This is a genomic window from Methylocaldum sp. GT1BB (assembly GCF_051027545.1).
Lineage (GTDB): Bacteria > Pseudomonadota > Gammaproteobacteria > Methylococcales > Methylococcaceae > Methylocaldum.
The window spans coordinates 3,615,813-3,637,081 of sequence record NZ_CP194902.1 but is presented as its reverse complement, the minus strand read 5'-3'; the positions used below and the strand labels follow the sequence as shown (position 1 = coordinate 3,637,081).

19 protein-coding genes are annotated in these 21,269 nt (G+C 58.1%); 8 read left to right on the top strand and 11 right to left on the bottom strand.

Going from position 1 to position 21,269, the window contains the following annotated elements; all coding sequences use genetic code 11:
• Window positions 1-16: 16 nt before the first annotated feature.
• Window positions 17-757, bottom strand: coding sequence for a bifunctional 2-polyprenyl-6-hydroxyphenol methylase/3-demethylubiquinol 3-O-methyltransferase UbiG (gene ubiG, locus ACR2TX_RS17555; protein ID WP_156881211.1), 741 nt, complete (start codon window positions 755-757; stop codon window positions 17-19).
• Between the two features lie 107 nt (window positions 758-864).
• Between ubiG and purE the strand changes: the two genes are divergently transcribed.
• From purE to recQ, 3 genes are all read left to right on the top strand, one after another.
• Window positions 865-1,353, top strand: coding sequence for a 5-(carboxyamino)imidazole ribonucleotide mutase (gene purE, locus ACR2TX_RS17550; protein WP_077729553.1), 489 nt, complete (start codon window positions 865-867; stop codon window positions 1,351-1,353).
• A 113-nt stretch (window positions 1,354-1,466) separates the two neighbouring features.
• A complete protein-coding gene (locus ACR2TX_RS17545; protein ID WP_077729554.1) occupies window positions 1,467-2,597 on the top strand; it encodes a 5-(carboxyamino)imidazole ribonucleotide synthase in 1,131 nt (376 codons plus the stop codon).
• A gap of 35 nt (window positions 2,598-2,632) precedes the next feature.
• Window positions 2,633-4,786, top strand: coding sequence for a DNA helicase RecQ (gene recQ / locus ACR2TX_RS17540; RefSeq protein WP_077729555.1), 2,154 nt, complete (start codon window positions 2,633-2,635; stop codon window positions 4,784-4,786).
• A 300-nt stretch (window positions 4,787-5,086) separates the two neighbouring features.
• Here the strand turns inward: recQ and ACR2TX_RS17535 are convergent, their stop codons facing one another.
• From ACR2TX_RS17535 to ACR2TX_RS17510, 6 genes are all read right to left on the bottom strand, one after another.
• Window positions 5,087-6,226 carry a PhnD/SsuA/transferrin family substrate-binding protein gene (locus ACR2TX_RS17535; RefSeq protein WP_077729556.1) on the bottom strand — a complete coding sequence of 380 codons (1,140 nt, stop codon included), beginning with the start codon at window positions 6,224-6,226 and terminating at the stop codon, window positions 5,087-5,089.
• On the bottom strand, window positions 6,198-8,960 hold the full coding sequence (locus ACR2TX_RS17530) for a SpoIIE family protein phosphatase (RefSeq protein WP_434130351.1): 2,763 nt from the start codon (window positions 8,958-8,960) through the stop codon (window positions 6,198-6,200). Before ACR2TX_RS17530 ends, ACR2TX_RS17535 begins: the two co-directional genes overlap by 29 nt.
• A gap of 891 nt (window positions 8,961-9,851) precedes the next feature.
• Window positions 9,852-10,877: a chemotaxis protein CheB gene (locus ACR2TX_RS17525; RefSeq protein ID WP_434130349.1), complete on the bottom strand. Its 1,026-nt coding sequence runs from the start codon at window positions 10,875-10,877 to the stop codon at window positions 9,852-9,854.
• 348 nt (window positions 10,878-11,225) lie between these two features.
• The gene (locus ACR2TX_RS17520; protein WP_077729558.1) at window positions 11,226-11,675 is read right to left on the bottom strand and encodes a DUF1249 domain-containing protein; all 450 of its coding nucleotides are present in this window, start codon (window positions 11,673-11,675) and stop codon (window positions 11,226-11,228) included.
• 19 nt (window positions 11,676-11,694) lie between these two features.
• Window positions 11,695-12,099 carry a 6-pyruvoyl trahydropterin synthase family protein gene (locus ACR2TX_RS17515; RefSeq protein ID WP_434130347.1) on the bottom strand — a complete coding sequence of 135 codons (405 nt, stop codon included), beginning with the start codon at window positions 12,097-12,099 and terminating at the stop codon, window positions 11,695-11,697.
• A 30-nt stretch (window positions 12,100-12,129) separates the two neighbouring features.
• Window positions 12,130-12,429: a PilZ domain-containing protein gene (locus ACR2TX_RS17510; protein WP_434130345.1), complete on the bottom strand. Its 300-nt coding sequence runs from the start codon at window positions 12,427-12,429 to the stop codon at window positions 12,130-12,132.
• 173 nt (window positions 12,430-12,602) lie between these two features.
• Between ACR2TX_RS17510 and ACR2TX_RS17505 the strand changes: the two genes are divergently transcribed.
• The 3 genes from ACR2TX_RS17505 to ACR2TX_RS17495 all read left to right on the top strand — a co-directional run bounded on the left by ACR2TX_RS17505 (window position 12,603) and on the right by ACR2TX_RS17495 (window position 15,492).
• Window positions 12,603-13,619 carry a tryptophan--tRNA ligase gene (locus ACR2TX_RS17505; RefSeq protein WP_086134803.1) on the top strand — a complete coding sequence of 339 codons (1,017 nt, stop codon included), beginning with the start codon at window positions 12,603-12,605 and terminating at the stop codon, window positions 13,617-13,619.
• A 65-nt stretch (window positions 13,620-13,684) separates the two neighbouring features.
• Window positions 13,685-14,401 (top strand): DUF2459 domain-containing protein, encoded by a 717-nt coding sequence (locus ACR2TX_RS17500; RefSeq protein WP_086134804.1) that lies wholly within the window; start codon window positions 13,685-13,687, stop codon window positions 14,399-14,401.
• Window positions 14,402-14,472: 71 nt separating this feature from the next.
• On the top strand, window positions 14,473-15,492 hold the full coding sequence (locus ACR2TX_RS17495) for an NAD(P)/FAD-dependent oxidoreductase (RefSeq protein WP_086134805.1): 1,020 nt from the start codon (window positions 14,473-14,475) through the stop codon (window positions 15,490-15,492).
• 26 nt (window positions 15,493-15,518) lie between these two features.
• Here the strand turns inward: ACR2TX_RS17495 and ACR2TX_RS17490 are convergent, their stop codons facing one another.
• Genes ACR2TX_RS17490 through motA form a run of 3 tightly spaced genes read right to left on the bottom strand, consistent with a single transcriptional unit; the run spans window position 15,519 to window position 18,101 of the window.
• A complete protein-coding gene (locus tag ACR2TX_RS17490; RefSeq protein ID WP_434130343.1) occupies window positions 15,519-16,268 on the bottom strand; it encodes a class I SAM-dependent methyltransferase in 750 nt (249 codons plus the stop codon).
• Window positions 16,269-16,280: 12 nt separating this feature from the next.
• Entirely contained in the window at window positions 16,281-17,225 is a 945-nt protein-coding gene (motB, locus tag ACR2TX_RS17485) for a flagellar motor protein MotB (protein ID WP_086134807.1), read from the bottom strand.
• A gap of 21 nt (window positions 17,226-17,246) precedes the next feature.
• A complete protein-coding gene (gene motA / locus ACR2TX_RS17480) occupies window positions 17,247-18,101 on the bottom strand; it encodes a flagellar motor stator protein MotA (RefSeq protein WP_156881845.1) in 855 nt (284 codons plus the stop codon).
• A 343-nt stretch (window positions 18,102-18,444) separates the two neighbouring features.
• Here motA and htpG point away from each other — a divergent pair, with 343 nt between their 5' ends.
• Together htpG and ACR2TX_RS17470 are read left to right on the top strand one after the other, a co-directional pair.
• Entirely contained in the window at window positions 18,445-20,346 is a 1,902-nt protein-coding gene (htpG, locus tag ACR2TX_RS17475; RefSeq protein ID WP_347258385.1) for a molecular chaperone HtpG, read from the top strand.
• A 381-nt stretch (window positions 20,347-20,727) separates the two neighbouring features.
• Window positions 20,728-21,054, top strand: coding sequence for a DUF423 domain-containing protein (locus tag ACR2TX_RS17470; protein ID WP_077729643.1), 327 nt, complete (start codon window positions 20,728-20,730; stop codon window positions 21,052-21,054).
• An 8-nt stretch (window positions 21,055-21,062) separates the two neighbouring features.
• On the opposite strand, the gene ACR2TX_RS17465 is transcribed toward ACR2TX_RS17470, so the two are convergent.
• A complete protein-coding gene (locus tag ACR2TX_RS17465; RefSeq protein WP_077729570.1) occupies window positions 21,063-21,251 on the bottom strand; it encodes a hypothetical protein in 189 nt (62 codons plus the stop codon).
• Between the last annotated feature and the right edge of the window lie 18 nt (window positions 21,252-21,269).

The window sequence follows — 21,269 nt, the reverse complement described above, 5'->3', positions numbered from 1 at the left end:
TTTGCAACGCCGCCGATCAGCCGGATTTTTCGGCGACCAGCATGTAGTTGACGCTCATTCCGGGACTTAGCCTGAATTTCCGAGTAAAGGGATCGATCTTGACGCCGGTGCGATCGAAAACACGCATGCCGCTTTCGAGAAGCATGCCTTCCAATTCGTCCGGTTTCGGAAACTTCCGCCAATGATGGGTTCCCTTGGGGAGCCAGCGCAGCACGTATTCGGCGCCGACGATCGCGGTAAGAAAGGATGCGGCCGTCCGGTTGAGCGTGCCGATGACCATCAGCCCTCCGGGCCGGACCAATCGGCCGCAGGCGCTCATGAAGAGCGGCAAATCGGCCACGTGCTCGACGACTTCGAGATTCAAGACGGCATCGTACGATTCGCCCTGTTCGGCCAAACCTTCCGCGGTGCCGCAGGTGTACCGGATCGCCAGACCGCTCGCTTCTGCATGCTGCTGCGCGATGCGGATATTCTTTTCCACCATGTCGACGCCGTGCACCTCCGCGCCGAGCCGCGCCATCGCTTCGCTCAGCAACCCTCCGCCGCAGCCGATGTCCAAGAGACGAATCCCCTGAAGCGGCACAGCTCGATTCGCGCTGCGACCGAAGCGTGCGCTCAAACGCTCGGAGATGTAACCGGCTCGAAGCCGATTGAGGCGATGCAAGGGCCAGAATGGGCCGTCGGGGTCCCACCAGGCATGGGCCAGCCGGTCGAAATGCGCCGCCTCGGCGGGATCGATTGTGGTTTTTGTGCTCAAGGTTTATTTTTCCAGAGGAAGGAAGCCCGATATGCGTGCCTTCGTCTTAGCGCGTGGCGAGGAATCGGGATAAAATCGCTTTTTTGATTGGAAAGACCGGATATTCAATGGTTCACGTCGGCATCATCATGGGCAGCAATAGCGACTGGGAGATCATGCAGCATGCCGCCCGTCAGTTGAAAGATTTCAATGTCCCGTTCGAAACGAAGGTGGTTTCCGCTCACCGGACGCCGGATTTGTTGTTTCAATACGCCGAAACGGCGGCCGATCGCGGACTCAAATGCATCATCGCCGGGGCTGGAGGCGCGGCGCATCTGCCCGGCATGATGGCGGCGAAAACCCACCTGCCCGTGCTGGGCGTTCCGGTGCCGACGACATACATGAAAGGCAAGGACTCCCTGTACTCCATCGTCCAGATGCCCAAGGGCATACCGGTCGCGACCTTCGCCATCGGCGAACCGGGCGCGGTGAATGCCGGTCTGTTCGCGGTGGCGCTGCTAGCCGTTCACGATTCGGACTTGGCCGCCAAACTCAAGGCTTATCGCCTTCGGCAAACGGAAGCCGTGCTGGGGCTGACGCTGCCGGAAATCGAATGATGCCGAAAGCAGGCCGCTGATTTTCCGAAACAGGACGTCCTGAAGCTAACTAGAATAAGAACGGCTGTCGTCTATCGACCCGTTCCCGTAGTTCCACATTAACCCTATCGACGATGAAACACATTCTACCGAATGCCATGCTCGGCATCCTGGGCGGTGGTCAATTGGGCCGCATGTTCACCATGGCGGCGCGGGCCATGGGCTATCGCGTCACCGTACTGGATCCCGACGGCGACAGTCCGGCCGGCGGATTGGCCGATGTGCACATCCGCGCTGCCTACGATGACCGGGCGGCTCTCGACAGACTCGCCGAAACCTGCGCCGCGGTCACCACGGAATTCGAGAATGTCCCGGCCGAAAGCCTCAGCTACCTGGCACAGCGCGTACGGGTAAGCCCTTCGGCGGAATGCGTTTCGATCGCTCAGGACCGTATCGCGGAAAAGCGATACATTTCCGGGGCAGGGCTCGGAGTCGCTCCGTTTCTCGCGATCGAGACCGCCACCGACCTGGATCGGAATCTGGCGGACCACTTGCCCGGCATTCTGAAGCTGGCGCGGCTCGGCTACGACGGCAAGGGCCAAATCCGGGTGAAAACCGTCGAGGAAGCGAAAGCCGCATTCGCCGAACTGGGCGGAAAGTCTTGCGTACTGGAGCGGCAACTGAATCTAAAAACCGAGATTTCGGTCATCATCGCCCGTTCTTCGCCGACCGAAGTAGTCTGCTTCCCCGTGGCGGAAAACCAGCACGAATCGGGAATTCTCGACGTCAGCATCGTGCCGGCCAGGGTTGCGCCGGCCGTCGCGACACACGCGCAAGACATGGCGCTTAAGCTCGCTCAAGCCATGGACTATATCGGCGTCCTGGCGGTGGAATTCTTCGTGCTGGACAACGACGACCTGGTCATCAATGAAATCGCCCCGCGCCCCCACAACAGCGGCCACTATACGCTGGATGCCTGCGCCGCCAGCCAGTTCGAACAACAAGTCCGCACCTTGTGCGGATTGCCGCCCGCGGATACCCGCTTGCTGAGTCCGGTGGTGATGGTCAATCTTCTGGGCGATATCTGGCGAGACGACGAGCCGGCCTGGGACAAGCTCTTGAGTCAGCCCAACGTCAAGCTCCATCTTTACGGCAAGAAGACTGCCCGCATCGGCCGCAAAATGGGACATTTCAACGTGCTGGCCGAAAACGTGGAAGCCGCTTTGTCCCAGGCACTGGAACTGAAACAGATGCTCCAGGCTTAGCCGGAAAAGCGGCGCTTCCGGCAAGCTGGCGGATCATGCCGAAAGACCCCCTTCAGGTCCTGCGCAGCGTCTTTGGCTACGAACGGTTTCGCGGCCAGCAGCGCGCCGTCATCGATCATCTGACGGCAGGGGGCGATGCGCTGGTGCTGATGCCCACCGGCGGCGGCAAGTCGCTCTGCTACCAGATTCCCGCGCTAATCCGCCCCGGTACGGGCGTCGTGGTCTCGCCCCTGATCGCCCTGATGCAGGATCAGGTCGAAACCCTGCTCCAACTCGGCGTTCGAGCCGCCTTTCTGAATTCCACCCTGGCTTACGACACACAGCGCCAGGTCGAGCGGAACTTTCTGGACGGCCAACTGGACCTCCTCTACGTCGCGCCCGAACGTCTCTTGACCGAGCGCGTGCAGGCGCTCATCGGGCGGGCCGAAGTCAGCCTTTTCGCCATCGACGAAGCGCACTGCGTGTCCCAGTGGGGCCACGACTTCCGCGCCGATTACTGGCAGCTCTCCTTGCTGCACGAACGTTTTCCCGGCATTCCCAGAATCGGCTTGACCGCCACCGCCGACGAGCGGACCCGGCAGGAGATCGTCGAGCGCCTCGGACTGCAGGAGGCCAGGGTCTTTTGCAGCGGTTTCGACCGGCCCAACATACGCTACCGGATATCGCCCAAGCAGGACGCGCGCCGGCAGCTGGTTCAGTTTCTCCGAAACGAACATCCGGGAGATGCCGGCATCGTTTACTGCCTGTCGCGAAAAAAGGTGGAATCGACCGCGGAATGGCTCCGCGCTCAAGGATTCTCCGCCCTGCCCTACCATGCCGGCCTTTCCGCCGAGGAACGCCAGAAAAACCAGCGGCGATTTCTGATGGAGGAAGGCGTGATCGTCGTGGCGACGATCGCCTTCGGCATGGGCATAGATAAACCCAATGTCCGTTTCGTCGCGCACCTCGACCTGCCCAAGAGCCTCGAGGCTTATTATCAGGAGACCGGACGCGCGGGACGCGACGGCTTGCCGGCCAATGCCTGGATGATTTACGGCTTGCAGGATGTGATCACCTTGCGGCAAATGGTGGAGGCCTCCCAAGCGGATGAACTGCATAAACGGGTCGAGCGCCACAAACTCGATTCGATGCTCGGCTTCTGCGAGCTGACCGGTTGCCGTCGGCAAGCGTTGCTCCGCTACTTCGGCGAAATCTCCGACAAACCCTGCGGCAATTGCGACAACTGCCTCAACCCGCCGGACACCTGGGACGGCACCGACGCCGCCCGCAAGGCATTGTCCTGCGTCTACCGCACCGGCCAGCGCTTCGGCGTTCACCACATCATCGACGTACTGCGCGGCAAGTCCAACGAGAGAATACAGCGGCTGGGTCACGACAGGCTCAGCACCTTCGGCATCGGTCACGCCATGGACGAGAAACAGTGGCTCTCGGTATTCCGTCAGATCATCGCCCAAGGCTATTTGACGGTGGACTGGGAGGCTCACGGCGCACTCCGTCTGACCGAGGAATGCCGCCCGGTACTGCGCAGCGAAGTCGACCTTCGGCTAAGGCGGGACAGTTACAAGGAGGCCTCGAGCGGCCGACGCCAGGCCGTCGAGCGCTTTTCCAACCCGGAAGACGAGCGTCTCTGGCAAGCCTTGCGCGCCTTGCGGCGCACGCTGGCCGAGGAGCAGGACGTGCCTGCTTACGTGATTTTTCAGGACGCCGTTCTGATGGAAATGGTCCAGTCGAGACCGACCAGCCGCACCGAAATGAGCCGCCTGGCGGGCATCGGCGAACGCAAGCTGGAGCTCTACGGCGACGAGTTTCTGTCGGTCATCCTGGAGCACGGAAGCGGCGACGGTTCGGCCTCGACCGCCAGCACGACGGCAGACGAAAGCCTGGCGCTATTCCGGCTCGGCATGAACGCCGAACAGATCGCTTATCAGCGCGGATTGACGATTTCGACCGTCTACGGCCATCTGGCCAGGGCCATCGAAACCGGGGCCGTGGAACTCGGCGAGGTGGTGGGTTTGAGCGATTCGGAAATCGGAGAAATAGAAGCAGCGTGGCAGAGCCTGCCGGAAGACCAACGGCGCGCCCTCAAGCCGCTATACCAGGCGCTGAACGGCAAATACAGCTATGAAGTGCTTCGTTGCGTGCGGGCCTATTACGACAGGCTGCGTAACTCGCCTGACTCCGAGGCATAGAGTGAACGCCCCCTCGGTGGGTTACGGTGCGCGTCTAAACCTGCCGGCGCAAATCCGGTCTTTCAAGGCGCACCTAACCACCCTTCCATGGCCCTTTTCAATCGCAAACGGGCCGCGACAGGAGCCACCCAACTGACGTAGGTCGGGAATCCTTTCCCGACGTAACAGGTCGGCAAGCGGGTACGTCGGCAAAGGATTGCCGACTTACTTCGCTGGGGAAATTCCGAAAAAGCCCTCCTCGGATCAGACGGCGTGCATGCTGTATCCGGCCCGAAGATCAAAAACTGGGCAGCGCTCCGCTTATTCCGCGTACCTCTCGTACAACCGCATCAGCATGGCGAGCTCTCCTTCCTGCGGCACGCACCAGCCGTCGAACTGGATGTCCTTTAGGATGCCCTTACCCTGCTCGTCGTCGCCCATGCCGGTAAAGACTTTCGCGACGGATTCCCCGAGGTCGGCGATTTGCGGGCTCGCGCAAAGAAGATGGAAGGCAAACTGGGTGTCGCTTTCGTCCACGACACGGGTATTGTTTCGAGTGAGATTGGACAGGCCGTAATAGGTCTTCTTCAGCATGAACAAGACATCCGACTGTTCCTTTAGAAGCAATTGCAGCGCTTTGATTTCGTTGCCCGCGAAGTGATGCTGGAACTTGGACGAGTCCAGCCCGTTCTCGTCGCAGAGGAAACGACCCAGCAGGTAGACGAAACTGCCCTGCGAAGCCGTGACTGCGCGGACGTCTCCCATGTCGGCGAGTGACCGCTCGTCGTTGGCGCGCATGACGATCACTACTTCGTCGGCCTCCCCCAAGGGCCGCAGCAATGGCACGAACTGCTGCCGCCGAATCATGGCACAGGCTTCGAAAGGCTTGGCGAAGAAAATGTCCACCGTTTCGTGGCCGATCTCATGTCCCGCCGGCAGCTGCTCGAAATGGATCGCCCGCTGCAAGTGCCGTTGCAAATAGGTGTTGAGCAGGTACCAGCCGCTCAATTGAGCACCGACCTGTAGACTGGCCACGAAATTCAGTTTGCCCCGGGGATGCGGCGAACCCGATTCGACGGGACGCTCGGGTGCGGCTCGTACGGCGCTGACCACGGACGGCTGGGCCCGCTCCGACGGCAGGCTGACATCGGTGGTGAGGAAACGGCCTAGCCCCGTAATCTTGAACAGCATCGCCACCATGCGATTGGGGTTATTGACTTCGATCTTGATACCCTGCCTTTCCCAGTGTTCGAACAGCTTGAGGAGCAGAGACAGGCCCATTGAATTGACCCGCTCAACCTGTTTGAAATCCAAACTGACGCGGGCGTTGGCCGGAATGCCGTTCAACTGACCGAGGGTCTGCGCGGAATGGGCGTCTACCGAACCGGCAAAGGCGTAGCACAGCACGCCTTCCTCGCCGGACGGCAGGCTGTTAATGAAAAGTGAATCTGCCAGAGTCATGGCTTACAACCTCATCGTGCTCGCTGTGGTAGAGGAACTGGAATCCGGTTTTCAAGCCGACCTGCAAGGGCCGGCTCAGATCCCACAGAGTGGTGATCTGGGTACGGCGATGCGGTGTGACGCGCACCTGCAAGTAATCCGACATACGCCACATCAGATATAACCCGGCTCCACCGATACCGGCTTCGACGCCTTTCGCAAGCGTGTGAGTCAGATGGTCCAGGAAGATTGCCGGGGTCAAGGTGCCCCAGTTATCGGTAACCGACAAACCGATGGTGTCGGAACCTACCGCCAGGTGGATGCGCACGTGTTCGTTCTCGGACAGATTCCGCGTCGTTCCCTTCAGATAAAACGGGCGGCTTTGGCCGTCACGGGGCGCGCCGTACAACGAGTTCTCCACCATTTCGTCGAGGACCAACAGGATAGACTCGAGTTGGTCCGGCGCCATGACGCCCAGTTCCTCCAGCCAGGCGCGACCTTCCTCCATGAAGAACAGTTTGTCGTCGCTGTGGGTGAGCTGGAATTGCCGCTCTGCGACGCGCCCCGGGACGAGACAGTAAATATCATCATCCGGCGATGCTTGATGCTGACTGAGCAAATGTTCCCAACCGAGCCGATGGTAAAAGGCATCGTCGCGGGGCAATACCCGGCGGATACCGTCCACGCTGAGGCGCGGCAAGAGGTCGTGAAACTCGCCTTCGGACAGGAAAACCACCAGCTGGCGCGAGGTCGGCGAGGTAAAGTGATCGCTTTGGCCTCGGTAAAATCCCTCGGTGATGCGGATGAGCTGAGCCGAGTCCTCGTCGCGCGCGGCCTGGACCTCCACGCGATCGGTATGCTCCAGCACGGCCACGGTCACATCGTCGTCGAAATGGTCGCGTCCGCCGTAAGCCTTGAGTGCAGCGAGAATTTTTTCTTCCAGCACGCGCGGCTCGGCCTCGGCGTTTTCGTTCAGAATGGCTTCTAGCCGCTCGTAGCCGAAGGGTTCGCCGCGCGCCGATTCCTGTTCCACCACGCCATCGGTGTAGAGGAATATCCGGTCGCCGATATCGAGTTGCAGATCCAGTTCTACCGAGAGGTAATCGGAATCGCGGCTCTTTCCCAAGGGCAAGCCGCCCCCCTCGATCATGGTCCAGTGCTTATCCCCGCGCCGCTTGATGTAAGGCAGCACGTGTCCGGCGTTGGCGAAGCGCAAGTGACCGGTGCGGCTGTCCAGACTCAGACAGCCCATGGTCATCAGCAACGACTGGTGCGCCGTTGCCAACATGGTTTCGTTGAGGGAACGAAGGATCTCCGCGGGGCGGGTCACCCCTTCATTCGCCAGCGGATAGAGACCTGCCTTGGCGGCGCTCACCATGGTGCCCGCCGCCACGCCGTGCCCGCTCACGTCGCCGATCACCATAACGGCGTAATAGCCGCCGACCTTGTAATAGTCGTAGTAGTCGCCGCCCACCTCGCTGGAAGTAGTCAAGGAGGCGACGCCGTGTACGCCCGGCAGAACGATGTCGGGGCTCGGCAGAATGGAATGCTGCAAGGCGGCGGCGAGGTTGATTTCTTCCTGCAGTCGGCTGCTCAGCTTTTCCAGTTCCACCAGGGTGGCTTGCAGACGATCTTCCGCCCGCTTGCGCTCGGTAATGTCGTCGCCGGTGATGAGGAACAGGACCGGCTGCTTGCTGTCCTGATCGCGGACCACCGTGGCATGCCAGATGATGTCCACCAGTTCCTCGCTACGGATTCGCATGGGAACTTCCGTCCCGGTCTCGCCGGACAGACCGCCCTGCACGACATCGTCGAACAAAACCCGCATTTGGCCCTGCTGTTCGGGCGTAAAGAGCATGGCAAAGAACTCGCTACCGCGCACCTCGTCCTCGGTCCAGCCGGAGATTTCCTGGGCATAGCGGTTGAACAAGATGATCTTGCCTCGGGTGTCCAAACCGATGATCAGCGCTTGAGCCGTATTGATGATGTTTTCGTTGAAGTCCCTCTGGGCCTGTAGGTTCGCCATGCTGTCCTTGAGGCGCTTGACCAGAGGATTCAAGAGGCCCATGCCGCCGAAAGCCAAGGCAAACAGGAACAGCGCCAGCATCACGCCTTGTAGGTCTTGGGTATTTTGCAGGCGGAAGTCGGCATTTTGCTGGTAATACGCCACCACCTTGTCGAGGCCGGAGAGGATCTTTTCGGGGGCGTCGGAAGTGAGATACTGAAAATACGGATCGTCCGAATTGACGGCATCCACCGGCCGCGACAATAGCTTACGTATCGCCTCGATGTAAGCATTGATCTGTTGATCGAGTTTGATCGGATCTTCGAAGTAGATGAGGCGCAGTTCCGGAGCCAGTTCGCCCGGCTCGGCCAGTAGACGCGGCCCCTGGCGCACCAGGCGATCGCCGTTCCTGAGATAACCGTGCATGTTCTCGAACAGGCTGATGGTATCCACCATCTGCTGTCGGATGGCCTGGCGCTCGACATGGCTTTCGGTGGCTGTCATTTTCATCGCCAGAACCACGCCGCGCTCCACCAACATGCGCTCGTGGCCAGCCAGGTTCAAGGCAGCGGCGCTGCCCTCCTGACTGCGAAGGTCGGCGATCAGAACGGCGTAGCTCACGACGGCCGTCATCGCCAGAAGGCCCAGCACGGTGCCGTACTGGTCCAATGCCCAGCCGAGAGACTCTCGAAAAAAACCTTGCATTTTCGAGGGTGTTTGCTGGGACAAGGGAAACTTTCCGGGCTCCATAAGTTCTCCTTCCTCTTTCCGTTCTATTAATGAATGCCCCCTTGTAGGGCATTCATTAATAGTAGATGGATTTGTAAACTTCGCCCGAAATGTTGATCTAGATCAGTAACTGATGCTCACAGCTCCAATATATTTGAGAATTTTTGCGTCAGAATGGCGCCTCATGGGACCACGGCGCCGGTGTCGAGGAGCGTAGCGGAAGCACAGCGCGGTGAACGGGAATATCGGGACGTTGCAGGATCTTATTGCTAGTCTTCGGTCTTAGTATGGATAACCCTCACCTCTTAAAAAGGCCGGAATGATCCGACATCGAAAGCCAATCACGGAACCCTGGCCCGAATAGTCGATTGGGCATCGGCCGACGGTCACCCGGCTTGTTTGCCCATCACGTACTTTTTGCCGATTTGTCTGACGTTCCCGCAGAATTACCATCCAATTGCCAGAGACCGCTCGGCCGCGTTCGCGAATCCGTGAAAAACGGAGTATGCACTCTTGGCATCAGCGAACGACTCGCGCACAAGGCCAAGATAGTTCCATTGTCAAGCAGTCATGGCAAAGAAACGCACTCAAAAAACACGGGACGAATCGCAGTCCAAGAAAACCTCACCGTCAACGCATGTCGCCTTGTCCCCAAAGCACCCGCTCATGATCGTCGGCACCGGTGCCTCTGCCGGCGGCTTCGAAGCTTTCAAGGAGCAGCAAAACCTTCTCAGAATTGTGCTGGTTCCCAAACTCCAGCTTGGGAACCCAGTGCCAACTCGGGCGTCTCGGATATGGCTTCCAAGCGGGAGCCTGGAAGCCAGCGAAAGCCCTGTTGGAAGCATCCCGATTAAAACGACCCCTTGCTATTGAAATGAGAAGTGGGCCGTAACGCACGGGCAAACGCCCGACTCACTCGTTGCCGGCTTCTTCGTCGAGACTGGCTATGTTTTTTCTGCCGTTGAGCAATACGGTACGGATCACGTCGGCGTTTTGTTCGGTTTCCTTCGCCTGATCCGAAAACCTTTGCTCCGAAAAGACGCTGCCGTGCTCGTGGCATTGCGCGGCCATGCGCTTTAGCAGGGCTGCCCGTTCCTCCAGGGAACGGATTGCGGACCAAAGGGCGACTTCAAGCGTTTCGGCCTGTTCATTGAGCAGGCTTTCCGTGGAAAACGCATGTCCGACATGGCAGCGGTACTTAACCATTTCGCCGTGGCCGAGTTCCCACATCACCCCGCCGCATTCCGGACAGGTCAGGACACTGGCAACGCGCGGGTTTCCCCCGGATTCGAACTGTCTTATGTCCTTTTTGACAATCTCACGCTCTTTTTCTGTTTCATCCGGCATGGGGGCACCTCTTCGTTGTCGCACGGGCTGTTGGGCTAACTGCTCGATGGTTGCGGCAATGCCCGCGACGGGCAGGATGTAGTCGACCGCGACGCTTTCGATGGCGTTCAGCGGCATCTCGGAGAAAATGGCTTCCTGTGGATCCTGGACTATCACTATCCCGCCGGCGTTCTTGATGGATTTGAGTCCGAAACTGCCGTCGCCGAGCGTGCCCGATAAAATGACTCCTATCACGCGAGAGTCGTATATCCTCGCCGCCGAGCGGAAAAGCGGATCGATCGCGGGGCGGAAGCCGTTCTCCCTGGGGCCTCCCGAAAGATGAATTTTCCCGTCTCTGAGCACCAGATGCCGGTTAGGCGGGGCGACGTAGATATGCCCCCGCCGAATCGTCTCGCCGTCATCCGGGTGGGTGGCCAGGAGCGGTCCATTTCGCTGGAGAATATTCGGCAGAAAGCTCGTACTATGACTTGGGACATGAAGGACAACGAGAAGGGTCGCCTCAAGATCGGAAGACAGATCGCCGACCAGATTTTTCAACGCTTCCACGCCTCCCGCCGAGGCGCCGATGACGATCATGTCGCGGGTATGCATCGTACGGGTTTTTATTCCAAATACTTACTTAGACCCGAAGGACGCCGAATGGTTGATCAAGGGCGAAATTGGATCGACGTTCGGGTACAACGGATAGGAGTAACTCGACCACCCCTCCAAATCGCTTTCAATCAGGAATCGTTTTTCGTAGGGTGGGTTAGGCGCACATTAGCACTGACCGACTGCCGATCACTGCGCTTCGCGTGCGCCGTAACCCGCCGAGCGACCTTCCATCGGCGGGTTACGCGGGGCCTGTCCTGCGCGGAGACTAGGGCTAACCCGCCATCGATGGGTTTCGCTTCGCTCTACCCATCCTACGATGAATGTTCACTCGAATGTCGAATGGAATTAGACCGTGGCGAATTCTTCCCGCGAATAACGGGCGGTTCCGAATCGGTAGTCGCTTTGGAGGCAGTGATCCAGCCAGCGGGTGAGGAAGTAGTTCAGCGACCATTTGTAATCGAGCACGCTCTTGGCGCTGGACCGGTCCCTCACCGCATCGAGGACCACCGGTCGGCAGTGGTCGCTGAGCGCTTCGGCGGTCTTGGCGTCCAGACTGACGCGGATTCTCACCGCCGGCTCGAAACCCCGCACGAAATCGTGGGTAAGCTCCAGCGTCAGGGTATAAGGCGACCTTTCGAGCAACCTCAGATGCAGGGACGGCTTGCCGTTGACTTGGGCGACGGCGGTTTCGTCGATGCGGTCCAAGTCGGGAATCAGGTGCGCCAGTTTCTCGTAGTTCGATTCGCAGACTTTTTGCAGCCAGAAGGATTTTTCTGCGGGCTGGAAAATGCTCATTACCGGTAAAAACGATCTCTCAAAATTCACTGTAGGTAGCGCAGGCGCTGGATGTCTCCCATAAGGTCACGCTCTTGACGTTGTATCCTCGGCTCGCGACGTGTCCGAATATCAGCTTGGCCAGATACTCGGCCGTAGGATGCTCGTCGAGCGCCAGAAAACGTTCTCCGGCCGAAACTAGCGCCGGCAGGAGTGGGTCATCCTTGTGCAGAAGCAGATTGTGATCGAGCTGCCGGTCGATATACTCCGACGCGACGGCGCTGATCTCCGCGAAATCGCAGACCATGCCCTGTTTGTTCAAACTTTCGGCAATCACGGTAATTGCTGCCTTGACACTATGACCATGGAGATGACGGCACTTGCCCGTATGTTCCATTAGACGGTGTCCATAGCAAAAATACACTTCTTTGGTAATCGTAAACATGAATTGCGACAAGGATATTGACCAGCGATTTCACTCGCTCTTGATGCCTTTGATGGCGCCGGCAATTCGGTAACCACCCGCTTCGCTCTCCGCGCAGCGGATCGTTTCGATATAGGCGGTCAAAGGCGGGGTGATTTTGTTCTGCGGAACGAGGCACACTTCAACGGCTTTACCGATCGCCACAGGAATATCGGTCTCGAACAAGATGCCGGAGCCGCTGATATTTACACATACCCCCTCATGTACAATATCGCTGTCGGCCAACCGGAAGGTCATCTTGCAATCGGCCTGCATGCGGATGAAATCCCGCTTTTCGTCGTACTCCAGCATAGCTGTGCATCTCCCCATTAGGTTTCCCGGTATTCTAACCGATAGATCATAGCCGAAGTCGTTCGGACGATTCCGATTTCTGGTTTGGCAATGCGCGCCCTTTTATGCCATAGTGCCGCGCCTAAATCGACACAACTTGTTGGAACGACGCAGTAATCCGACACCTTGAATCTATGAGCACGAAATCCATCGTCCTAACTGGAATAACCACGACCGGTACACCTCATCTCGGCAATTACGTGGGCGCCATACGCCCTGCCATCGAAGCCAGCCGCGATCATAACGTCCTGCCTTTCTATTTTCTGGCGGACTACCATGCCTTGATCAAATGCCAGGACCCGGAACGCGTCCGCCAATCGACACTGGAAATCGCCGCCACCTGGCTGGCCTTGGGTTTGGATACGGAAAACGCCGTGTTTTACCGCCAGTCGGACGTCCCCGAGATCACGGAGCTGGCCTGGATACTCAGTTGCGTCACTGCAAAAGGACTGATGAATCGCGCCCATGCCTATAAGGCCGCGGTCCAAGCCAATGAAGAAAGTGGCGAAAGCGACCCCGATAAGGGCGTCACCATGGGATTGTTCAATTATCCCATTCTGATGGCGGCCGATATTCTGATCTTCAACGCCAATAAAGTTCCCGTCGGAAAGGATCAGGTTCAGCATATCGAAATGGCACGCGATATCGCCGGACGCTTCAATCATATTTACGGCGAGCATTTCGTGCTTCCCGAAGCGGACGTCAGCGAGGATACCGCTGTGCTATGCGGATTGGACGGGCGTAAGATGAGCAAGAGCTACGACAACACCGTCCCGCTGTTCGCACCCGAAAAACAGCTGCGCAAGCTGATCATGAAGATCAAGACCAACTCTCTGTTGCCGGGCGAACCCAAAGATCCGGACACCTGCACCCTGTTCGGCATCTATAGGGCGTTCGCGACAAAGGAGGAGACTACGGCGATAAGGCGCCGCTACGCGGAAGGCATTGCGTGGGGAGAAATGAAAAACATTTTGTTCGAGTATCTGGACGATCATCTGAAAGCCGCGAGGGAACGTTATGAAGCACTGCTACAAGCACCCGACAAAATCGAGGAAGCATTGCAGGACGGCGCCCGCAAGGCCCGAAGCTACAGCGCCCCGCTGATACGGAAGGTCCGCCACAGCATCGGAATCCGAAGCCTGAGTCTCTGACCTTTGCGCGCCGTTCGGATGCGGCGTCGCCGCCGCTTATCCCGCGCCTTACCGTCGGGAATGACATGTCGCACGATCCCAAATACTGGGCAAAAGGATATCTCGAGGCAGCCGGCCCATTAAGATTGTTCCGGCTGCTGGTCCTGCTGGCGCTGCTCGCCGGCTGTGCGCCGAACCGACTGGACGAGGCGCTGGCCATGGAAGAGGCCGGCGCCGAACGCACTATCTATTTGGTCGATCTGGGCTGGCACACCGGCCTAGCCGTCAAACGAGCCGATATCCCGCCCGGGTTGTGGCCGGAAAGCCAAGACTTTCCGAAAGCGGAGTATCTCGAAGTAGGCTGGGGAGACCGCGATTTTTATCAGGCCGCCGGCTTCAACCTCTGGTACGGGTTCAAAGCCGTCGTGGCCCCCACCGCCAGCGTTCTGCACGTTGTCGGAGTCCCCGTTCATCCGACCGCTTATTTCCCCGCCGCCGAGATCGTTGAGGTCCCCTTGTCGGAACAGCAGCTCAGGCAACTCATCGTATCCATTCACAACACCTACGCCCGCGAGAATACGGCCAGAGCGCAAGCCATCGGCCCGGGTCTATATCCCGACAGCCGCTTTTACGCAGCCGAGGGCAAATTCCATCTGTTCAATACCTGCAATGTCTGGGTTGCGCGAATCCTGCGCGATGCGGGCCTGCCCGTCGTGCCGTTTTTCGCGGTCACGTCGCGGGGGCTCTTGTCCCAGGTGCGAGAGTTCGGCAAGATCGTTCGGCCGGAGTCGGAAGGTCGCTAAGTATCGGCGTAAGAATCGCTTCAAGGCTCTTTTTGATATTTCACGCTTACCGGTTATCGCGAGGAAACTCCATGCACGTCGTCATCATTGGTTCAGGTATCGCGGGCATCACTTTCGCGGAGGAACTTCGGAAACTCGCGCCGGAATGCCGAATTTCCGTCGTAACTCAGGAAGGCCACGGCTATTATTCGCGGCCTATGCTATCCCACGGCTTTTCGAGGGACGACATCGAAACCAAGATCATTCTGAAGCCGTTCGATGCACTGCACGATGCCGGCATCGCGATCTATCGCGAAACCAGCGTATTGACACTCAACCGCGACGACAAAACCATTGTCTGCCGGAACAGTTCGGGCGAATTTACCCTGAATTACGACAAGGCGGTGCTCGCGCCCGGCTCGGATGCGCTGATTCCGCCCCCGTTTCAGACGAGCCGCGATTTGTTCTTTGTCGTCAACAGCCTCGATGACTTGATCGAACTCCGGCGGCATCGGGAAAAAATCGTCGAGACCTCGGCAAAGCCCCTGTGGGCGGTGATCGGTGGCGGGCTGATCGGCTGCGAAGTCGCTTCCGATCTGGCCAAGGCGGGCGATCGGGTGGTCTTGTTTCATGCCTTGGCAAGACTCATGGAACGTCAGTTGATCGAGGAAGATTCGGCAACTCTGTTGCAGGTATTGCAGGGCCACGGGATAGAGGTTCGCTTGAATGCCTCGGTCCAGGGCTTCGAAAAAATCGGCAGCCTTTACGCGGTGAAGTTGCAGGACGAAACGGCTAGCGGTTTCCACGGCGTCATCGTCGCCTGCGGTTTCAAGCCGCGAACCGAACTGGCGCGGCGCATCGGGTTAAATGCCGATCGGGGCATATTGGTCGATGAGTTCCTGCGCACCAACGACCCCGACATCCACGCCATAGGCGATGCCGCCGAATTCGTGGACGGCCGCTTGTACGCCTATATCATGCCGATACGGCATCAAGCCTTCTGGCTGGCCCGTTTTCTTGCCGGGCAAACCAACGAGCCATGGCAGCCGCCCGATTTCAAACCGCGCGCCAAAGTGCACGGTTTCAATGCAGTGCACCCTTATATTTTTTGATGGGGCAAGGGTCGAGAAACCGAAGGTCACATCCGCCAAACCAACAGCTTGCCGGAGCGGCCATCTCGCGGGATCAAGGTCTGATCCGGTTCGACACCCGGTACCTCGAACGTGTTGCTGATGAAAAGCGACCCCGGCTTCATTTCCTTCCGCGCCTTGCGCCACAGGCGAGGCATGGGTGCCGGCGATAGAAAGGCGTAAACCACATCGAAACGGCCGAGATCCTCGATCCAAAAATCGCCGAAACGGATACGGCAGTTCTTTTCGTTCCGCAATCGAAACCGGCCGAGCAGGGCCGGCAGAGGCGCCGATTCGACGCCCCGGAATTCGCCGGATTTGCATTGCCCGGCTAAAACCGCCAGGCCGCCGCCCCAGCCGCAACCGAGGTCGATGAATTTGAACGCGGCGTTCCGCGGCAACAACTCGGAAACGGCAAGCCAGGTTTCGCGATCGGTCAAATAAAAAGGAACCCGCTCGCGAAGATTACTGCGAAAAACCAGCCACATCAGGACGAAACCGGCCAAATACAGGACCGGCGGGAGATTCAGCCGCCAGCTGACGGCGATTGCGGGAACGAACAGCGCCTGGATCGGCAGCCACCAATAAGGAAGTCTCAGCATCCAGCCGAAGGCCATGGCGAGAAGACCTTCAAATGCCACGGCGAAGCCGAGGGATGCCCAGAACAGGCCGCCGCTCTTTAGAAGCAGGAATGTGCCTAAGATGGCCAAGAGTTGGCTCAGGACGGCCCTGAACCAAACCGGCAGCGCTTCGACCATGAATATGGTGCCCTAGAGTGCGGACGCGGCCTTGTTGGCGGCCGGCACCATGCCTTGGCCCGTAATCGCCCCTTTGTCCAGCGGCTTTTGCATAGATATATCTATCCCGGAACCGCCGGTAATGATTTCTTCGGCCGTATGCTTGTTCATCACGATGATGGAAATGCGCCGATTGGTGGCGGCCAAGGGGTCTTCCCTGACATAAGGAACGCTCGAAGAGAGCCCCACCACCCGCATCATTTTTTCTTCCTTGAGGCCGCTCTTGATCAGCTCCTTGCGGGCGGAATTGGCACGGTCGGCGGATAATTCCCAATTCGTATAACCCTGTCCTTTGCCCGGAAACGGCTTTGCATCCGTATGTCCGGCGATGCTGATCTTGTTCGGCAACTCGTTGATGACCGGCGCGATTTGGCGAAGTATCTCCGATGCATAGCCTTCCATTTTGGCGCTCGCCGAATTGAACATGGGCCGGCCTTCCGAATCGATGATCTGGATACGTAGCCCCTCCTGAGTGATGTCGATCTTCAGTTGATTCTGGAACTGTGTGAGCAAAGGGCTGGTTTCGATCATCCGCTCGATCTTTTCCTTCAGCGCCTCGAGTTGTTCCATCTCCTTTTCCGATTCGGCGGCTTCTCCGACGATATCTTCCTTCCCTTGGTCGGTCAGTTTGACTTGACCCTCGGATTGAGTGATGTCCTCCCCTCCTCCCTTGATCACGCTGGTTGCATCGCCCGTGTTGGGACCGCCTTGCCGGGAAGGTTTCCAGGGATCCTTGAAATACTCGGCGATGCCTTGCCTGAAAGCGGGTTCGGTCGTACCTAAAAGCCACATCAGCAAAAAGAACGCCATCATCGCGGTGACGAAATCGGCGTAGGCCAGCTTCCAGGCTCCTCCATGATGGCCGTGACCGCCTTTCTTGATTTTCTTGATGACGATTTGGTTCGAATTATCGGCCATGGTCTTATCCGGATAAGCTCGTTAACGGCTTTCTTTGAGATGCTTCTCCAATTCGGAGAATTCCGGACGCTCCGCGGAAAACATCGCTTTGCGGGCGAATTCCACGGCGGTGGATGGGGCGTAACCGTTTATCGAGGCGATCAGCCCGGCTTTGATGCTTTGATAATACTTCGTCGATTCCGCCAAACGTTGTTCCAACAGACCCGCCAGGGGACTGATGAAACCATAGGCAACCAAAATACCCAGAAATGTGCCGACCAGTGCCGCGGCGATCAGCTTGCCGAGTTCCGCCGGCGGCAAACCCACCGACTCCATGGTATGCACCACGCCCATGACCGCGGCGACGATGCCGAACGCCGGCATGCCGTCCGCGAGGCGTTGCAGCGCCTGTATGGGCAGGTGGCCTTCCTCGTGATGGGTTTCGATGTCGATGTCCATCAGATTGTCGATTTGATGGACGTCCAAACTGCCGCTCGTCATCAAGCGCAAATAATCGGTGATGAACTCGACCGCGTGATGGTCGGCCAGCACCTTGGGCGCGGATTTGAACAATTCGCTTTGATCCGGCGTCTCGATATCCCCTTCGATGGACAACAGCCCATTTTGACGGATCTTGTTGAAGATCCGATACAAGAGCGTCAAGGTTTCAAGATAAAGCGCCTGGTTGTATTTGGAACCCTTCAGGGAGCTCATCAACGCGCCGAAAACGGCTTTCAAGACCTTGGGATTGTTCGACACGACGAATGCGCCGAGCGCGCCGCCGAAAATGATGATGACCTCGTTCGGTTGAATAAGAACGCCGATATGGCCTCCCGCCATCAAAAAACCGCCCAGAATGGCGCCCACGACGATGATGTAACCGATAATGACGAACATGCGTTAACTCTTTGGAGATGCTTAACTGAAGGGCGGCACGGATAGCCGGTCGAAGTTTGGTGCTGGTTGTCCGAGCCACAGCAGGCTCGAAAAAAGTCTAGACGAAAAAACGTGGCGCTCGTCTCAAAAAACGAAACAGACTTGAAAACGGGAAGGATCGCCCCAAATTCTCATCGTCATCTTATTAACCCAGGGCAGGGATGTTCCGGCGCGGCGACAAGCCGCGTGAGCCAAGGCGGGACGTGTAACCGGCCTTGGCGGTGGTCCGTAAATACCAGGAGGGTATTTACGGGCCTGATTAATAGAGTCGATCCACTTAAACCTCCGGAGGAAAGTCACTGCCATGACCGTAGCAGAAAGCAAGGTAACTTTTGGGTTCGAAGCTGAGGTAAAACAGCTTCTGCACCTGATGATTCACTCCTTGTACAGCAACAAGGAAATCTTCTTGCGCGAGCTCATCTCGAACGGATCCGACGCTGCCGACAAGCTCCGCTTTATGGCACTGGGAAACGATGCGCTGTACGAGGGCGACAGCGAGCTGAAGATTCGGATCGAACACGACAAAACGAACCGGACTTTGACCATTACCGACAACGGCATCGGCATGACCCGCGACGAGGTCCGCGAGAACATCGGGACCATCGCCCGCTCCGGCACCCGCCAGTTCTTCGAGTCGCTGACCGGGGACGAGGCGAAGGACAGCCAGCTCATCGGCCAGTTCGGCGTGGGCTTTTATTCCGCATTCATCGTTGCCGACAAAGTCACCCTGGAAACCCGCAAGGCTGGTCTGGACGCGGCCCAAGGGGTACGCTGGGAATCCAAGGGCGAAGGCGATTACACGCTGGAAACCATCGAAAAACCCGAGCACGGAACGAAGATTACGCTGCACCTCCGCGAAGGCGAGGACGAGTTCCTGGACGGTTGGAAACTCCGGTCGATCATACGCAAATTCTCCGATCACATTTCCTTGCCGATCCTGATGAAGAAGGAAGCGTACGGAGACGAAAAGCCGGCAGCGGACGAGTGGGAAACCGTCAACAGCGCTTCCGCCTTATGGGCAAAGAACAGGGATGAGATTTCGGACGAGCAATACAACGAATTCTACAAGCACGTTTCCCACGACTTTCAGGAGCCTCTGGCTCGCCTCCACAGCCGCGTGGAGGGCACCAACGAATACACCCTTCTGCTCTACATTCCGTCGCATGCGCCGTTCGATCTGTGGGACCGCGACGCGAAGCACGGCGTAAAGCTTTACGTGCGGAAGGTTTTCATCATGGAAGGATCGGAGAAGCTGATGCCCCGTTATCTCCGCTTCGTCCGCGGCGTGATCGACTCCGATTCGCTCCCCTTGAACGTTTCGCGGGAAATTCTTCAGGAAAACGCGCTGCTCGAAAAAATCCGCTCCGGCGCGGTCAAGAAGGTTCTCGGTCTGTTGGAGGACGTGGCCAGGAACGAGCGGGAAAAATACCAAGCTTTCTGGAAGGAATTCGGCCAGGTCATCAAGGAAGGTCCGATCGAAGACTTCAAGAACCGCGACCGCATCGCCAAACTGCTGCGCTTCGCCTCCAGTCATAACGATTCCGATGTCCAGAACGTTTCCCTGGAGGATTACGTCGGCCGCATGAAGGAGGGGCAGGACAAGATTTACTATATTACCGCCGAGAATTACGCCGCGGCCAAAAACAGTCCGCACCTGGAAATCTTCCGTCGCAAGGGATTGGAAGTACTCCTGCTGCACGATCGGGTCGACGACTGGCTGGTCAGCTATCTCACCGATTTCGAAGGAAAGCATCTGCAATCGGTGGCCAAGGGGGATCTGGACCTGGGCACCCTTGCCGACGAAGCGGACAAGAAGCATACCGAAGAAGCCAGCAAGGCGTTCCAGCCCGTTATCGACAAAATCAAGCAAACGCTGGGCGACAAGATCAGCGATGTGAAAATCAGCGCTCGCCTGACCGACTCTCCGGCTTGCCTGGTCAGCGAAACCTACGGGTTAAGCCGTACCATGGAACGCATCATGAAATCGGCCGGGCAAGACGTACCGGCCAGCAAACCGATTTTCGAGATCAATCCCGATCATCCCCTAGTGACAAGGCTCAAGGACGAGGCGGACGAATCGCGCTTCGCCGATCTGACCCATATTCTTTATGACCAGGCGGTCCTCAGCGAAGGCGGCCAGCTGGACGATACCGCCGCCTTCGTCCGCCGCTTGAACGGCTTGCTTCAAGCTGTCATGCACTATTAACCCGGCCTATAAATATAGGCCGGGTTAATCCGGGGCAGGGATGCCCCGGCGCGGCGACAAGCCGCGTGAGCCCAGGCCGGGCGTGTACCGGGCCTGGGCGGCGGCCCGAAATACCAGGAGGGTATTGACGGGCCTGATTAATAATCCATAAGGCGGCGCTGACCGCGACGATGGATTTAGCCGTTCGGCGATCCTCTGCCGACTCAGCGAATCGCCGAACGGCTGCGTCGGGAAAGGATTCCCGACCTACTCGCAACGCTCTTGTAGGTCGGCAATCCCTTGCCGACGAACCGGAAAACGCTTTTAAAACCCGTACTTGGAGTTATTGTGCACAGGACCTTTCTTCTTCTCGGCGCTGCTGCCGGATTCCTCGGCGTTGCCATGGGCGCATTCGGAGCTCACGGATTACGAGCGGTTCTGGACGAATACCACCTCGCGATTTACCGCACCGGCGTGGAATATCAGATGTGGCATGCGCTGGGTCTTGCCTTGATCGGCATAACGGCCAAACAACTCCCCGATACGCGCCTTCTTGTCAAGGCCGGCTGGTTCATGTTCGCGGGAATCGTACTTTTTTCCGGAAGCCTTTATGTCTTGAGTATCACCGGAGTTCGCTGGCTGGGCTGGATTACCCCCTTCGGGGGCTTGTCGTTTCTCACCGGCTGGTTCCTGCTAGGGCTTTCAGCCTGGCGGCTCGGACGGGAATAACCGACCCTTCAGATCTCCTCGTCGGCGCTCACGGTGGTTTTGCCTCGCTCGTCGTACAATCGGTTGACCGTTTCGAGGAACCATCGCGGGCGGTTGATGATGACGTACAATCCGATCAGCCCGACGACCGGTATCGGAAAAATATCCAATATCATCAAGCCTATCAGCGTGATGAAGCATTTCGCTCTGGTGCTCATAATCTCGGATCCAGACGC